This is a genomic window from Marinobacter sp. UBA2688, from assembly GCF_002352785.1.
Taxonomy (GTDB): Bacteria; Pseudomonadota; Gammaproteobacteria; order Pseudomonadales; family Oleiphilaceae; genus Marinobacter; species Marinobacter salarius.
Window position 1 is genome coordinate 338950 of sequence record NZ_DELU01000007.1, and the last position, 15481, is coordinate 354430.

A 15481-nucleotide genomic window follows, 5' to 3' on the forward strand; every position below is an offset into this window, starting at 1 on the left:
AGAAATAAGTTATGGTCGAATTGGACAGGATCGATCACTCCATCATCCGCGAACTGCAAAAACACGCACGGGTGACCGTCACCGAACTGGCGTCACGTGTTGGTTTGTCAAAAACCCCCTGCCAGGTCCGTATGAGGCGCCTCGAAGAACAGGGCTATATCACGGGTTACACAGCCCTGATCAATCAGACCAAACTCGGACAGAGTCATATTGCCTTTGCCCAGGTCACCCTGAACGACACCAGCAGCAATGCCCTTGCGGCCTTTAACCATTCGGTGAAGCAGATTTCAGCGGTAGAGCAATGCCACATGATTGCCGGCAACTTCGACTACCTGCTGAAAGTACGCACGCGGAACATGGCGGAATACCGGCAAGTGCTGGGGGAGCAGATATCGGCGCTGCCCCATGTGTTGCAGACCAGCACGTTTGTGGTCATGGAGAATGTGAAAGACGCGGGGCTATGAGCCACAACGGCACCGAAAGCCCCGCTATCGGGTAAGCCGAGGATCAAACCCGCCCCAGAAACCGCCGCTCATCGACATTGACCTTAATGCGGTCGCCCGTGGAAATATGCTCGGGCACCTGCACCACCAGGCCGGTGGTGAGTCTGGCCGGTTTGGTGCGGGCAGTGGCCGAGCCACCCTTTACCGACGGGTCGGTTTCTTCGATCAGCAGGTCCACCGTTGGGGGCAAATCCAGCGCCACTGGCGCATCGCTCACCAGAATCACCATCAAGCCCTGAGTCTCTTCGTTGATGAACAGCAGCTCATCGGCAATGGCCTCGCCATTCAGGCTGTACTGCGTATAGTCCTCGCTATCCATGAAGACGTACTCCTCGCCATCCGAATAGGAGAACGTTGCTGGCCGACGGACCAGATCCGCCAGGTTCAGCATATCGGAGTCCTTGAAGGTCTGGTCGATCTTGTAGCCGGTTACAACGTCGTAAAGGCGCATGCGATACAGGCTGCCACCGGCACGCCCCTGCGGGACAGAACGCTCAATATCTTTTACGAAGTAGACACCACCTTCGTACTCGATCGCCGAATTCTTTTTGATTTCACCTGCTTTTGGCATTGCTACGGATTCCGGAATTTAAAGTGGGACAAACAGGGTGCTGATATATCATGAAGCGACGACGCTGGCGAGAGGCCCGACACCAAAATCAGGACACCAGCGCCCGCAAGTCCGCCAGAAAGCGATCAACCTGCTCCGGGGTGGTCGACCAGGAGCACATCAAACGGGCACTTCCGCCGATGAAATTGTAGAACTTCCACCCTTTGTCACGCAGCGCCGCCTGCACCGGGTCAGGCATTTCTACAAATACGCCGTTCACTTGCCTGGGGTAACGGAGCCCGATACCCGGCAAGCCTTCCAGGCCCTTCGCCAGTCGCTCTGCGCAGGCATTCGCGTGCCGGGCATTCTCCAGCCATACATTACCTTCAAGCAGCCCGCACCAGGGCGCGGAAATGTAGCGCATCTTTGACGCCAATTGCCCCGCCTGCTTGCAGCGCCATTCGAAGTCCTCTGCCAACGCACGATTGAAGAACACAACGGCCTCCCCCAGAGCCAGGCCGTTCTTGGTGCCCGAGAAACACAGTACGTCCACGCCAGCTTTCCAGGTAATCTCGGAAGGGTGAACATCCAGCGCCGCTACGGCATTGGCGAAACGAGCTCCGTCCATATGGATATTCAAGTTGAAACGATCAGCCGTTTGCCGGATCGCGCGTAGCTCGTCTGGAGAATAGACAGTACCCACCTCAGTTGCCTGGGTCAGGCTCAGGGCCTTGGGTTTGGGGTAGTGGATATCCGTGCGTTTGGTAACCAGGTGCTCAATACTCTCTGGCGTCAGCTTGCCGTTCGGCCCCTGCCCCAAAAGCAGTTTTGCACCGTTGGAAGCGTACTCCGGCCCGCCACACTCGTCGGTCTCGATGTGCGCCAGTTCGTGGCAGATCACACTGTGGAATGACTGCCCCATGGATGCCAGTGCCAGTGAGTTTGCGGCAGTGCCGTTGAACACAAAAAAGACATCGCAGTCGGTATCGAATAGGCCCCGAAGCCCATCGGCGGCTCGTTGTGTCCAGCGGTCTTCCCCATACGCCGGCTCGTCAGAACCATTCGCCTCGGCCATTGCGGACCAGGCTTGCGGGCAAATGCCACTGTAATTATCACTGGCAAACTGTTCTGACTCAGACACGGGCATACTCCTGGAAGGCTGTATCGAAAAGACTGATAAGACCTTAACTCTATTTGCAAAACTCCGAATTTGCTACTCAAAAAAGTGCTTTCCTCAGCTCGTCACGACATGCCGCCGAACACAGACCTACGAGTGAGAATGCCACCCGAAATTATTAATCATAATGAGATTGATTTGCATTATTTAATGCGGCTGATATGATTGCCGCCATCCAACATGAACATCCGTTCATTTCTCTCCCAGCGTTTTCCGGAGGTTTTCGATGGCCCAGTCTCCCACCCCGCACCAGCTCACGCTGGCGATCAGGCGCACACTAACCCTTTTGGCAACCTGCTCGGCAATCTGTGTTCCAGCTATCGCGGCTGCGCAGGACGATGACAGCGAACCAACGAGTCTGGAGGAGCTGGTTGTGTCCGCAACCGCTTTGAAAGTGGAAGCCCCGTTGATGGAAACCCCCCGGCCCGGCTCGGTGGTGGAGCAGGAGGAAATGGAAGAGCGCAACGTGCAGGCGCTTGATGAAACCTTCCGCTACCGTGCCGGAGTGCTCTCGGGACAGTATGGTGAGGACAACGATACCGACTGGTTGAAGATACGTGGTTTCGACCAGTCGACTTATCAGGACGGCCTGAGAATCTATCGCGAGGGGTTCTATCAATGGCTGCCAGAGCCCTTTGGCCTGGAGCGCATAGAACTGCTCAAAGGCCCTGCGTCCATTCTGTACGGCGAAGCGCCTCCGGGTGGTGTGATTAATGCCATCAGCAAGCGACCTACCGATACTGTTCAGGGCCAGATCAATCTGCAGGCAGGAACCGATGAGCATCGCCAGCTTGGGGTCGATACGTCCGGACCCGTCGGCGATCGAAACGATCTCAGCTACCGTCTGGTTGGCTTGTACCGCTATAACGAAGGCGATCTGGATTTCACCGAGAACGAGCGCTACTACCTGGCCCCAAGCCTGACCTGGGAGATGTCTGATAGCACCGAGCTCACCTTATTGGCAAGTATCCAGAAGGACGACGCCATTCCGACCAATCCGTTCAAGCTGCCATTTGGCACCATAGACGACACGCCTTTTGGCAAAGTGGACCCGTCCACCAACTACAGCGAGCCAGGCTACGACACCAACGAACGCACCCAGTCAGCCATCGGCTATTCACTGAGTCATCGCCTAAACGACACCTGGACCTTCGAGCAGGACTTCCGCTACAGCCAGGTAGACCTGCTGTTACGCAGCAGCTTTATCTTCTTCCAGACAGGTCCGCGGGAAGGTCAGCGCTATCTGGTCTACCGGGACGGCGAGATCAACAGCTGGACAATAGACAATCGCCTGGTGGGCAAGTGGTTTACCGACCGCACCGAACACACGTTGCTGTTCGGGGTGGACTATCAGGATCTTGAAAACGAGGGCAAACAGAACGGCGCTGGAGGATCTACTCCGTTTGGCGGTCCTATCGACCTGTTCGACCCGCAGTACGGCAACTTCACGCCAATCACTGCCACAGATCTGATCGTACAGGACATCAACAAGCAGCAGACAGGCTACTACCTGCAACATCAACTGCGCCTGGATGATCGCTGGGTGTTCCTGGCCGGTGGTCGCTTTGACCAGGCCGAAGTCGACAGCGTTAATCGTACGGCCGGCACACGCCAGGAAGCCGATGCTGATGAATTCTCCCTCTCCGGTGGTGTGATGTACCTGGCGGACAACGGATTCTCGCCCTACGTGTCCTACACCGAATCATTTCAGCCTATTTCAGGTACTGATGGCACTGGCGACCTTTACGAACCAAGGAAAGGCAAGCAATTGGAGGCCGGCGTCAAAATCGCTCCGGACGATCTGGATGGCTACGTAACAGCGGCGATTTACCGGATCGAAGAAGAGAATTCCCTCGGCACCAGCCAAAGCGGTTTCCAGATCCAGGACCGGGAGCGCACCACGGCTGGCTTTGAACTGGAGAGTGTCAGCTACCTGACCGACCAACTGGAACTGACCGCCGCGTACACGTACAGCGATGCCACGATCAAGGAAACCGAGACCGACAACAGCGAACGCGCAGCCCCGCTTATCCCTAGACATATGGCGTCAGCCTGGCTGGATTACAGTTTCGTCGACCACGTGCCAGGCCTGAAAATCGGCGGCGGCGCACGCTATGTGGGCTCTACTCGCGACGGCACGACCGATGTTCCCTCTTACACGGTTCTGGACCTGATGGCCCAATACGATGTAACCCGCAACTGGCAGGCACAGGTGAACGTCACCAATGTTGCGGACCGGGAATACGTCGCAAGCTGTGATTACTGGTGCTACTACGGCGAAGCCCGCAGCGTGGTTGCCAGCGTCCGCTACCGTTGGTGAAGGGCTCACACACAAACTTGCTTGACGAAATAAACCCGAACACGGCAATCTGCGTATCACGAGGCAACTTTTCACACACCCGTTGGCGACTCCTGCATGTCTGAACCGTTCAGTTCATCCACCACTGGCCGCGCCCCATCAGGCGCGGAGTCGCCATCCATGTCAGAGTCCCCCGACCAACTCAGCCAGCTTCTTAAGGGCGTTGCCGCAAAAGACCGCGCAGCGTTTGCAACACTGTATGAAGCAACGGCGCCGAAACTTCTTGGCACCATCACCCGTATCTTGAATAACCGGGGCTGGGCCGAGGAAGTCGTGCACGATACGTATATCAAGATCTGGCGAAAAGCGGATCAGTTCGACGCGTCCAAGGCCTCTGCGATTACCTGGATGGTCACCATTGCCCGCAACGGTGCTATCGACGAGCTGCGAAAGCAGCCGGCAAGTCGCAAGGCACCGGAAGATGAGCTGGAGCAGCTTGCCAGCAAAGAACCCAATGCCCAATCACAAGTGGAAAGCCAGCAGACCGTGAACCGACTGAACCTATGCCTGGAGGAGCTGGAAAAAGATCGCCGCGACATGGTGCGGTTGGCCTATCTTAACGGCTGGTCCAGAGCAGACCTGGCCACGCATTTCGATCAACCGGTGAATACTGTCAAAACCTGGCTACACCGGGCGCTGAAACAACTGAAAGGGTGTCTCACACCATGACCGACCGCGACGATCTGGACATGCTGGCAGCAGAGTTCGTCCTGGGCACACTGGATGCCCGGGAGCGGGCCACTGTGGCCGTGCGTCGGCAAAGCGAACCGGATCTCGACGAGATGATCTCTGCCTGGGAGCAGCGTTTGTCTGCACTGGCTGATGAAGTAACGCCGGTCACGCCAGACCCCGAGCTGTATCAGCGGATTGAACAAGATATCGATGCCCTCGAGACGCGCCGGGCAGGTGTCGATACTGACAGCCTCGATAAATCCAACGTGATTTCCCTGCACAAGCGCCTCCGGCGTTGGCAGTGGAGTACAGCCCTGGCGTCAGCCGCTGCCATGGTGCTGGTTGCGGTTCTCGTATTCCAACCTGCGCCAGAGCAGGGCCCGCAGTCGTTTGTGGCCGTGTTCCAACAGAATGACCAGCAGCCGGCCTTCATGCTCTCGGTAGACCTCAACAACCGTCAAATGCAGATTCGTCCGGTAACGGCCAAACCCATGCAGGGAAAATCCTACCAGATGTGGATAAAGGCCGATTCGCTTGGTCCGAATCCGCGCTCCCTGGGCGTACTTAACGACAACTTTGAGCTGGAGCGTGCAGCCCTTCGTGACTACGATCCTGAACTACTGAAGGAAGCCACCTTCGGTATCAGCGTAGAGCCCGAAGGCGGTTCACCTACTGGCCAGCCCACCGGGCCGGCTATACATGGCTACCTTTATCCCGTTGCTGATGGCACATCCGACCCTTCTCACTGATTCTTTTTTCCTTGCTGAAACTTTTGGGAATCACATCCCGTAGCTGTAGTTACACCCATCGAACAAGACATCAAGATGGGATCAACCCGAAAGCAAGGAGAACACAATGAAGAAGCATTTGATGACAAGCGCATTTCTAGCCGCAACTCTGGCTTCTGGTTCCGCATTGGCAATGGACAACATGAAAGTCGGGGTTTGGGGAGACAATCAGTCAGTTGCGGACGGCACCGTCACTGCCAAAAAAGTCGTTGCCGAGGAAAATGGCTGGCTCGTAGTGCATCGCACGGATGAAAGTGGCAAGCCCGGCCCGGTCGTGGCACACGCGCCCCTTCGCAAGGGTAAAAACACAGATGTGGCCGCCATTTTGACTGAAGACGTCAAATCCGGTGACATGCTGATGTTGATGCTTCATAGCGAAGACGGCGGCATGAAAACGGGCATTTTCGAATACACCCTGGGCGCCAAGGAAGATGGTCCCATCAAGAAAGACGGTAAGCTTGTGATGAAAACCATCACAGCGAAGTAAGCGACCGGCAAACAACTGGGTGGGGCCGCTCCCGCGGCCCCACCTGATCAGTCGGAGGGGGCATGATTACCCGCTGAAGGCTGCGCTTTCCGATACATCCAGGCCAGTCCCAGTAACGCCAGCCCAAGCCCCATAAACGCCGCCACTCGCCAAAGCCCCTGTAGGCCGGCCATATCGACCAGAAAGATCTTGGCAATCACCAGTCCCAACAGAGCCATACCAGCCTTGTAGAGCACCGCATTGTCACGCTTGGCGGAGTAGGCAATAGCGCCGATCGCGTACAAAAGGCTGACAACCGAATAGCTGTAAAGCTCACCCTCTGACATACCGAACGACAACCCCATGTCACTCCCCTGCCAGAGTTGCCGGATCTCCAGCGCGGTAAACAGCAGAAAACCGGCAGACGCCACGCACAACGACCAGAACCGGGGCGCAAGCAAGGGAAACCGGCTGACCGCAAGCGCCAGCAGAATGGGACCACCGTAGGCGGGAAGCAGCATATTGATGATCGGTGTATCACCAATATGGCCGCCGCCCCACCAGGGATTGTGCAGCGTCACCAAAGCGAGATAACTCAACATCGACAGCGCAACCAGTATCCGCGAGAACAACCGGTACAGCCAGGCCAGTGACTCACTTGCCCCGGCACGCACCATATAGGTCACGCCCAGTGCACCCCAGAGCAGTGTGTTGATTGCGGCCTCGGTAAAGCTGTACTGCTGGGAAAAAATATCGCCATCGTAAAGCCAGTAACGCATCTCGGCACCCAGGAACAGCACCAGTAGATGCAGGGTTGCCCCCTCCAGCCAAGGACGAATGGCACGATCCTTCCCCGCCAGCCAGGTAGCAATGCCGGCAAACAACGTCGCCCCACCATAGCTCCAGAGTGACCAATGGAGACCGGTATCGTAATCCTGTAGCCAGGGGTTGAACGTCAGCCGTGCCACCACCAGGGCCAGGGCCACCTTCAACAGCAGGTGAAGTTCGGGCATCTGATAACGACGCGCCAGCCAGGTAAGGCTGACAAACTGAGCAGACAGGGCGAGGGTGAGTGACGCCTCACGAACAATCATTATCGCCGCCAGGGAATAGCTGACGTGTGCCGCCATCACTGCCCAGACAACGCCCACTCGATAGCGCTGCACGCTTTCGAGCTTCCACGCGAGAACGCCGTAAACGCCGCCAACCAGCAACATTGCAACCGACCAGGCGGACGACGTCTGGTAGCCGTGTACTAACAGCCAACCCAGCACCGCCCAAACCAGTGGCGACAACAGTGTAAAGGAGGCCCATCGGCGGCGATCATTCTGGCGAACCCAGTGCCATAATCCGAGCCCGGTGGAGAGTATGGCGGCCCCAATCAGGTAGGACAGCAAACCACCCTGATGCTCCGGCGCCATCTGCGTAACATAGGTAACCTCAGAGCCGTTGCGCCCGACGTATCCGAGCCACCCCAGCGCACTGACCAGCACCGCGGCCCAGGGCAGGAACCAGAACGCTCCACGACTCTGCGGCACCAGAGCTGCTGCCGGCAATATGAAAAGCCAGCTCCAGAAAAACGGGCGATCACCCTGCCCGACCATCGATAGCGCCCAGAGAACCAGCAGCGATATCAAGACTTCCCGTAAATACGGCAACGCCTGCTTTGCGCGAACCGGAACCATGGCAAATACCACAAACAGGGCGGCGATGTACCAGGCTGTTGATGCGCCGACGGCGGCTCCGCTGGACGTGGCCAACCACCACAGCAACGCGCCGGATAACGTGGCGTACCAAAGCCAGTCCCGATAGACATAACGCATCAACATCAACGAACTGACGGTGATCAGGAAACTGTAAGACAGCACAAAAGCCACGCTGCCATCATCGCCACCGATCAATAACGGCACCAGATAGGCGCCACTCAACCCCATGACAGCAAGCAACGGGCCATGAAACAGCGACAGCACCATGGTACCCAGAGACACAATGGCCAGCCCGAACAGGCCCACGGTAGGGCCGACCAGCCCGTAATGGTGAACGCCCGCCAGCAATGCCGCATAGAGGGTGATACTGCCTCCACCCGCTAGCGCCGCAAATACTTCGTTTGCACCCCGGTTGCGACGACGCAGGTACTCCGCTCCCGCATGCAACGCAAGACCGCTGAATAGCGCCAACATCAATTGCTGCGATGGGCCGATCATTCCTGCGTTGATGGAGTGGCTGACCATGAAAATACCGGCCAACCCAACGCTCAGGCCACCAAGCCAGACCATCCAGTTATCCTTCAGGGCCTGGACAAAGCGAGATTTATCGCGTGACGTCGCATCCGCTCCCGGGGAGCTTGTGTCAGGAAAGGGGCTTGTGTCAGAAGAGGGGCTTGATTCAGAAGGGGCTGGCGTGTCCTCGACAACGGCTTCGTCGAGTTCAAGCTCCAGCTCCGGGGCCGGCTGGCCTTGGTCTTTTCCGCCCAAATGTTGCTTTAGATAAGTCACTTCTTCGCGCAAACGGGACACTTCCCGGTTCAGGGACTCAAGGCGTTCCGACTGATCACGACGTCGGGAAAACGCAAGAATACCCAGCACGGAGCCCACCGGCAGGAGTATGGCAAGACCAAGTGCCAGAACAATCAATAATGCTTCCATGCTGCCCCTCGTGTGTCAGGCGCCCGACATAAGGGCCCGCTTATCCAAAATAATCCTGCATCCAGTCCACCAGCGTTTGGGCACTGACCTCCGACAACGCCATGCCCTGGAACTCATCACCCACTTCATCATCGATGGTCACGAACTGATACAACAACACGCCTGGCTGGTTGTCGTGCAGGATCAACGTTATGCGGCGACGGGTGCGCAGACAGTCAATGGTCATGACATCCGCAGGAATACCCGAATCACGCATGCCCCGGCGCACTTCCAACACCGGGTTGATGTGCTCATGGGCAGCCTGGATGCGGGTATGGGCATCACTGGCAATATCGGACAAGGCTTTCAGGGGATCAACATCGGACATGCGTTGCTGCCTGTGTTATCTGGCAAGTAAATGAAACGATTGTGAACACAGTTTACCTTGAATGACCCCCAATCATAACCTGCCGGCCAACGATCGGGGTGCATCAACGCCTACACTCACCTTACGCGGGCAGCACACCGTGCCACACCGGGAGCGCCATATCCTCGGGTTCCTCTCCAGGACCGCCATCCCGGCTTTTGAACGCGCCCTCCTCGATCGGAATCCGGAACAATGCCGTCGCCTTCCGCTCCTTCGCATTGGGGGCACGCACCTGCTCCCAGCGGCCCGGTTCAATCTGATTAATGATGGCCTGAAACGCGGCGTCGAACTCACGATCATCCGACACTGGCGAGGCCCTGCCGAACAGCACCAGCGATTCATAGTTGGCACTGTGGTGGAACGCTGACTTAGTCATTACCCACTGGTTTGTCACGGCAAATGAAATGCACAACTGTTGTCCCGATGCCAGCGTCTGCGCCAACCTGCCACCGCTGAGTGTATGCAGGTAAAGGTCGTCAGCAAGACGCCAGGCCGTGATCGGGATGATGCGTGGCTCACCTTCTTCAACAAAACCCACATGCGCTGTTTTTAACCGATCGATCAGGGCGTAAGCCGGCGCCCGCTCATAACTGGCTCTCCTGGCCGCGCGCTTCACCCGACTGCGAGGACAGCAAGACAGCGGTGATGACGGCGGTGATAACGGTAGTGATAAAGGGATATCCGTGATTTCCTTCCGAGACATCGTATGCTCCTTATGCAAAGTACGCCTTTATTAGAAGCAACATCTGATACCATGGAAAGATCCAGATTATATATTTCAATAGGACCAGTTAAAGTGATTGACGATATACGGTTCGAGCACACCACACCGCTGCAAACACAGCTTTATCAACACCTGTCCCAACGCATTATCCATCGACGTTACCTGCCGGGAAGCCAACTGCCCTCCAGCCGTCAGCTGGCAGCAGACCTGGGTATCAGCCGCAACACCGTCAATGCCGTTTACGACCAGTTGAAAGCCGAAGGTTTCCTGCAAAGCCGGGCTGGTCGGGGCGTATTCGTGCATCAAGACCTCAACCTGGCCATCAACCAACCCACCGGTGGAGCCATTCAAACCACGCAGGCCATGACCTTGCCGCCACTGCCGCCGGCTCCGGCCAGCCGCCTGAAGCTCGGGGAGGACGCCAACCTGCCCTTCCAGCCCGGGCTGCCCGACATCAACGCCTTCCCCATTCGCAGTTGGAACCGAATACTGCACCATCAGGAGAGCCGAACAAGCCTTCGCGGCTATGACACAACCCAGGGTTACCAGCCATTGCGCAGAGCCATTGCTGATTATTTACGAGCTTCCCGCGGGGTGCGTTGCCAGGAACACCAAGTGATCGTGACCAATGGGGCTCAACAGGCGCTGTCGCTGATTGCAGACGTGTTGTTAGAACCCGGTGACAGGGTCTTTGTTGAGAACCCCGGCTACCGGGGCGCCCGATACGCCCTTGGCCGTCACGGCAACCCACTGCTGCCCGTACCGCTCAAGCAACAGGTTCTGGATGTCGGCGTCCTGGACAGCCTTGGCGACGCCAAACTGCTGTTCTGCACACCGACTCACCAATACCCCATGGGCGGTATTCTCGATGTCTCCCAGCGCATGGCACTGCTACAGTGGGCGCGCCGAAACCAGACGTGGATCGTGGAAGACGATTACGACAGCGAGTTCCATTTCTATAACAAACCGTTTGCAGCCATTCAGGGCATGTTCGATACCGCCCCCGTTCTCTATGTGGGTAGCTTCAGTAAGACACTGCTGCCAGCCCTACGCGTCGGCTACCTGATCGTACCGGAGGCACTCGTCGACCATTTCCTCTGGGCCAAGCGTGTCAGCGGCGGAGAGACACCGTTACTGACCCAGGCAACCATCGCCGAGTTCATCGACAGCGGCCAGTTCACACGGCATCTGCGCCGTATGCGCCAACTCTATCGTGATAAGTGGCATCATTTTCAGGCGCGGGTTACCGAAAAGCTTGGCGGCAGGCTGGCCCCTATAGCGGAAAGTGCCGGGATGCATTTGGTTCTGAAAGGCAATGTGGATGACCTTGCCCTGAGTCAGCAACTGAGAGACCTGGGCTTCGGCAGCACGGCCCTCAGCGAGCACTACATCGGAAAAACCGCGCTAACCGGGCTGGTGATGGGATTCGCGAGTGCGAGCGAGTCACAGATCGAGGCGTGCGTGGATGCACTGTGCAGACTTACCGACTACGATGAAAGATAGAAAAAACACGCTCCAACGTACTCGACGAGGATATTACGCTTATGACACTTCACCTTGAACTGGCGCCACTGATCAGCCTGGGCGCGGGCATTGGCATACTCGTGTTTCCAAAGCTGCTGAACTACATCGTGGCGGGCTATCTGATCATCCTCGGTGTCCTGGGGTTGTTGGGGCATACGTTGTAAGCCGACGCCCCATTGAGAAAATGCCACCTACTGGCACCATTTGTGGTGCGCCATTTATGTTGTTTTGCACCATGTATGGAGAGTACCGGCAGCCATGCGACGCAAAGGACAGCAACCCAATCTTCAAAGACAACTGATTGCGCTGGTGGCAGGACTGTGCCTCACGATCATCCTGACGGTGTGTTTCATGGTCGCCGTGGTGCAGGTGCAGTCGGCAATCACTGCCTATACCTGGGGCGAAAGCGTCTGGTCCCGAGCGCAGATCGATACTGTCCACCACCTCAACCGGTTTTCCGAATCTGGTGATTTTTCGCACCTTGCGAAGGCGAGGCAGGCGCTGGCGGTTCCCATCGGCGATCTGCACGCCCGCGTCGCCATCACCTCCGATACGCTCGATTGGCAACGTGCCAGGCATGGTTTTCTCCAAGGGGGCAACCATGAAGAAGACCTGACCCGCATGATTCTGCTGATCCGTCTTTTTTCGTGGCTTGATCAACTGGAGCGGGCGTTAACCGCCTGGGAGGGCGCCGATGACCTGCTGTTTGAACTGGATCAGATCGGCAACGCGATGGAACGAGAGTGGTTGGCGGCACCTCCGGATCGCGAGCAACTGCAGGCCCTGCGAGACAAGCTCGCGATTGTTGACCAGCAACTGCAGGTGAATGCCCGGGAATTCCGCCTTTCCATGGGAGACGCCTCGCGTTGGGCCGCCAGCTTCCTGTCTGTTGTCAGTGCATTGTTCCTGACTCTTGTGGCGCTGCTGTCCTGGTTCCTGGGATTCCGGCTGGTGAGACTGCTCAATCGAACCGAGCAGAACTTCCGCTCGATCTTCGAGCAGTCCGCCATCGGTATCATCCAGATTGATACCGAGGGCCGAATCGTTAATGCCAATCAGGCGACCTGCGACATCCTTGGCTACCGGCCCGATGACCTTGTGCATCGCCCCTATCGGGAGCTGGTCCATCCGGAAGACTGGGACGTTGCCCGGGAAGAACGACGGGATATCAGCTTCGGTAACATCGACAGCTATACGACCGAGCATCGCATTGTTCGAAAAGACAATGACTTCTTGTGGGCCAGGCTCACCGTATCCCGCGTGTGGGATGTGCCCAGCGCTTCAGCGTACTTCACAACGGTTATGGAAGACATTTCCGAGTCTCACCGTCTGTCGACTGAATTGAGCTACATGGCGACCCATGACAGCCTGACCGGCCTGATAAACCGAAGAGCCTTTGAGCAGCAGCTTGCCAGCCATCTCGGGCACGTCCGCAACGGAGGAAAGCAACACGCCCTCTGCTACATCGACCTGGACCAGTTCAAGCTGGCGAACGACACGTCGGGCCATGACGCGGGCGACCAACTTCTGCGCCAGGTATCCGACATCATTTCAAAGAATCTACGCGAAGCGGACATCCTGGCCAGACTGGGCGGCGACGAGTTCGGTATCATTCTTCAGAACTGCGACCTCGACACCGCCCATCATGTGGCTGAAAAGGTGCGGGCCTCTCTCGACCACCTGGTGTTCTCCTGGCAGCAAACCAGCCACACCATCAGTTGCAGTATTGGCGTGGTGCCTATAACCGCAGAAAGCGCGGGCATCAGCGCCCTGATGAAAGCCGCCGACATTGCCTGTTACACCGCCAAAGACAGCGGCCGCAACCGCGTGTGCGTGATGTCGATGGACGACAAGCAGATGGCCTCCCAGCAGGGCGAGATGGAATGGCACAACCGCATTCAGACCGCGCTTCAGGACAACCGCTTTTTCCTTGAATGCCAGATAATTGCCCCGCCTACGGGCCGGGGCAAGGGGTTGCGATACGAGGTGCTGATTCGCATGCGCTCACAGGATGGTTCGGTGGTGCCTCCCAGTGCTTTCCTACCCCCTGCGGAGCGCTATGGCATGGCATCGAGAATCGACCGCTGGGTTATCGAGAATGTACTCGAAAAACTGTCCGCCGCCCCAGAACACCTTGGTGCCTTGGAAGCCTGCCACATCAACCTGTCTGGTCGCTCGTTCGATCAAACAGACTTCGCGGATTTTGTGGTTGGCAGGTTCCACCATTACGGGGTTCCAGCGAACAAGATCTGCTTCGAAATCACCGAAACTGCCGCCGTCCATAACCTGCTGGAAGTTCAGGCCTTTATGAAACGCCTGAGCGACATGGGGTGCAGCTTTGCCCTGGACGACTTCGGTTCAGGGTTGTCGTCGTTTGGTTACCTGCGCCGATTACCAGTTACCTGCCTGAAGATCGACGGGATGTTTGTTCGCGATATCGTCACCAGCAAAACAGACCTTGCAATGGTCAGGGCCATTCATGACATTGGCCGAACCATGGACATGATCACGGTGGCCGAGTACGTCGAGTCCGAGGATGCAGCGTCGTTACTGAAGGAGATCGGCGTGGATCTTCTCCAGGGCTTCTGGGTCCATCGGCCTTCCTCACTGGATGACATCCTCGGCACGGAACCCAGCCGTCTCTCGGAAAAGGTGACGCATCTGAAGCTCCATACAACGTAGCGGTTTCCGAGGCCCCACGGGATATCATTTGACTCGGCGAAACAGCACGTAATTTCCCAGGATGGCCAGTAGGGCACCCAATACGGCGGTTGTTGTCCATTCAAAGCCTTCCAGCCAGGTCGATACACTCAGGGCAACCACCGGAAACAGCACCGTTGCATAGCCGGCCCGGTCGGCACCGAGGGTCTGGATCACAGTGATGTAGCAATAAAACGCAATAATGGAGCCGGGTACCGCCAGGAAAACCGTTGCGCCCCAGAAGGTCGCGGAGGTTGGCACCACCCACTCCACTCCCTGCAACAGACACCAGACGCCGAGGATCACAGCGCCGTAAACCATGGCCCAGGCATTCGCCACCAACAAGGGGATTTGCGCCAGCCGAACCTTGATACTCACCAGGTTCCCCATGGAAAACCAGAACGTGCCGGCAGCCGCAAACAGGATGCTGGCACCGGTGGCGTTGCCAAGCTGCAGATCATGCCAGAACAGCAGGGCCACGCCAGTAATCCCCAACGCCACCGCGGGATACAGACGGGCGGTGGGCTTCAACCGCAACCATAGCCAGCCATTCAAGGCATTGAACAGCGCCGCCAGTGAAAACACCACCGCCAGCAACCCACTGGTCATGGACTCGGCGGCACGGTATATGAGCAGGAAATTCACGCTGTACAGCGTCAGCCCCTGCAAAAAAAGCCAGCCATGCTGCTTGAGCGTCAACGTCTGCAGGCGCCCAAGCAATGCAAGCACCACCAGAGCCACAACAGAAGCCATCAAAAAACGATAGAACACCGAAACATCCACCGGCGCAGACTCAACCTGCAGGCGAATGGCCGTCCAGGTCAGGCCCCAGATCAGCACCGTCAAACCGTAGTGCACGGAAATCGGCATAACAGTCATTCCCTTTAATAAGTGACACATTGATATATCTAGTGGCCGATCTTATGACAGCGCGAAGGGGAAAACTTGTCAGATCCTGCGCAACCAT

At 57.1% G+C, this 15481-nt stretch carries 14 protein-coding genes; 8 read left to right on the forward strand and 6 right to left on the reverse strand.

Annotated elements, in window-relative coordinates; translation table 11 throughout:
* The first annotated feature begins 11 nt into the window (after window positions 1–11).
* On the forward strand, window positions 12–464 hold the full coding sequence (locus B3M52_RS02930; protein WP_007152658.1) for an Lrp/AsnC ligand binding domain-containing protein: 453 nt from the start codon (window positions 12–14) through the stop codon (window positions 462–464).
* A 43-nt stretch (window positions 465–507) separates the two neighbouring features.
* Here the strand turns inward: B3M52_RS02930 and yeiP are convergent, their stop codons facing one another.
* Window positions 508–1074 (reverse strand): elongation factor P-like protein YeiP, encoded by a 567-nt coding sequence (yeiP, locus tag B3M52_RS02935; RefSeq protein ID WP_075197003.1) that lies wholly within the window; start codon window positions 1072–1074, stop codon window positions 508–510.
* Between the two features lie 88 nt (window positions 1075–1162).
* The gene (locus B3M52_RS02940; RefSeq protein ID WP_036209376.1) at window positions 1163–2200 is read right to left on the reverse strand and encodes a threonine aldolase family protein; all 1038 of its coding nucleotides are present in this window, start codon (window positions 2198–2200) and stop codon (window positions 1163–1165) included.
* 256 nt (window positions 2201–2456) lie between these two features.
* Between B3M52_RS02940 and B3M52_RS02945 the strand changes: the two genes are divergently transcribed.
* From B3M52_RS02945 to B3M52_RS02960, 4 genes are all read left to right on the forward strand, one after another.
* On the forward strand, window positions 2457–4550 hold the full coding sequence (locus B3M52_RS02945) for a TonB-dependent siderophore receptor (protein ID WP_286748697.1): 2094 nt from the start codon (window positions 2457–2459) through the stop codon (window positions 4548–4550).
* A 159-nt stretch (window positions 4551–4709) separates the two neighbouring features.
* Window positions 4710–5258, forward strand: a complete 549-nt coding sequence (locus tag B3M52_RS02950; protein WP_227517877.1) for a sigma-70 family RNA polymerase sigma factor — start codon at window positions 4710–4712, stop codon at window positions 5256–5258.
* Complete coding sequence (locus B3M52_RS02955; protein WP_085679589.1) at window positions 5255–6010, forward strand: anti-sigma factor; 756 nt, start codon at window positions 5255–5257, stop codon at window positions 6008–6010. Before B3M52_RS02950 ends, B3M52_RS02955 begins: the two co-directional genes overlap by 4 nt.
* Before the next feature lie 106 nt (window positions 6011–6116).
* On the forward strand, window positions 6117–6536 hold the full coding sequence (locus B3M52_RS02960) for a DUF7282 domain-containing protein (RefSeq protein ID WP_036209368.1): 420 nt from the start codon (window positions 6117–6119) through the stop codon (window positions 6534–6536).
* A 47-nt stretch (window positions 6537–6583) separates the two neighbouring features.
* Here B3M52_RS02960 and B3M52_RS02965 read toward each other — a convergent pair whose 3' ends face one another.
* The 3 genes from B3M52_RS02965 to B3M52_RS02975 all read right to left on the reverse strand — a co-directional run bounded on the left by B3M52_RS02965 (window position 6584) and on the right by B3M52_RS02975 (window position 10269).
* Window positions 6584–9160, reverse strand: coding sequence for a DUF2339 domain-containing protein (locus B3M52_RS02965; protein WP_286748698.1), 2577 nt, complete (start codon window positions 9158–9160; stop codon window positions 6584–6586).
* A gap of 40 nt (window positions 9161–9200) precedes the next feature.
* Window positions 9201–9527: a hypothetical protein gene (locus B3M52_RS02970; protein ID WP_036209362.1), complete on the reverse strand. Its 327-nt coding sequence runs from the start codon at window positions 9525–9527 to the stop codon at window positions 9201–9203.
* Between the two features lie 121 nt (window positions 9528–9648).
* Window positions 9649–10269, reverse strand: a complete 621-nt coding sequence (locus B3M52_RS02975) for a pyridoxamine 5'-phosphate oxidase family protein (protein WP_085679583.1) — start codon at window positions 10267–10269, stop codon at window positions 9649–9651.
* Between the two features lie 93 nt (window positions 10270–10362).
* Here B3M52_RS02975 and B3M52_RS02980 point away from each other — a divergent pair, with 93 nt between their 5' ends.
* From B3M52_RS02980 to B3M52_RS02990, 3 genes are all read left to right on the forward strand, one after another.
* The gene (locus B3M52_RS02980; protein ID WP_213479494.1) at window positions 10363–11793 is read left to right on the forward strand and encodes a PLP-dependent aminotransferase family protein; all 1431 of its coding nucleotides are present in this window, start codon (window positions 10363–10365) and stop codon (window positions 11791–11793) included.
* A gap of 41 nt (window positions 11794–11834) precedes the next feature.
* Window positions 11835–11978, forward strand: coding sequence for a DUF3096 domain-containing protein (locus B3M52_RS02985; RefSeq protein WP_007152669.1), 144 nt, complete (start codon window positions 11835–11837; stop codon window positions 11976–11978).
* 94 nt (window positions 11979–12072) lie between these two features.
* Window positions 12073–14496, forward strand: a complete 2424-nt coding sequence (locus tag B3M52_RS02990; protein ID WP_085679577.1) for a putative bifunctional diguanylate cyclase/phosphodiesterase — start codon at window positions 12073–12075, stop codon at window positions 14494–14496.
* Window positions 14497–14520: 24 nt separating this feature from the next.
* Here B3M52_RS02990 and B3M52_RS02995 read toward each other — a convergent pair whose 3' ends face one another.
* Window positions 14521–15384, reverse strand: a complete 864-nt coding sequence (locus B3M52_RS02995) for a DMT family transporter (protein ID WP_199447130.1) — start codon at window positions 15382–15384, stop codon at window positions 14521–14523.
* Window positions 15385–15481 lie beyond the last annotated feature (97 nt).

Coding starts and splice junctions, on each gene's coding strand:
- yeiP (WP_075197003.1), bottom strand. CDS start 1,074: ATGCCAAAAGCAGGTGAAATCAAAAAGAATTCGGCGATCGAGTACGAA.
- B3M52_RS02930 (WP_007152658.1), top strand. CDS start 12: ATGGTCGAATTGGACAGGATCGATCACTCCATCATCCGCGAACTGCAA.
- B3M52_RS02955 (WP_085679589.1), top strand. CDS start 5,255: ATGACCGACCGCGACGATCTGGACATGCTGGCAGCAGAGTTCGTCCTG.
- B3M52_RS02990 (WP_085679577.1), top strand. CDS start 12,073: ATGCGACGCAAAGGACAGCAACCCAATCTTCAAAGACAACTGATTGCG.
- B3M52_RS02970 (WP_036209362.1), bottom strand. CDS start 9,527: ATGTCCGATGTTGATCCCCTGAAAGCCTTGTCCGATATTGCCAGTGAT.
- B3M52_RS02945 (WP_286748697.1), top strand. CDS start 2,457: ATGGCCCAGTCTCCCACCCCGCACCAGCTCACGCTGGCGATCAGGCGC.
- B3M52_RS02985 (WP_007152669.1), top strand. CDS start 11,835: ATGACACTTCACCTTGAACTGGCGCCACTGATCAGCCTGGGCGCGGGC.
- B3M52_RS02995 (WP_199447130.1), bottom strand. CDS start 15,384: ATGCCGATTTCCGTGCACTACGGTTTGACGGTGCTGATCTGGGGCCTG.
- B3M52_RS02940 (WP_036209376.1), bottom strand. CDS start 2,200: ATGCCCGTGTCTGAGTCAGAACAGTTTGCCAGTGATAATTACAGTGGC.
- B3M52_RS02960 (WP_036209368.1), top strand. CDS start 6,117: ATGAAGAAGCATTTGATGACAAGCGCATTTCTAGCCGCAACTCTGGCT.
- B3M52_RS02965 (WP_286748698.1), bottom strand. CDS start 9,160: ATGGAAGCATTATTGATTGTTCTGGCACTTGGTCTTGCCATACTCCTG.
- B3M52_RS02975 (WP_085679583.1), bottom strand. CDS start 10,269: ATGTCTCGGAAGGAAATCACGGATATCCCTTTATCACTACCGTTATCA.
- B3M52_RS02950 (WP_227517877.1), top strand. CDS start 4,710: ATGTCAGAGTCCCCCGACCAACTCAGCCAGCTTCTTAAGGGCGTTGCC.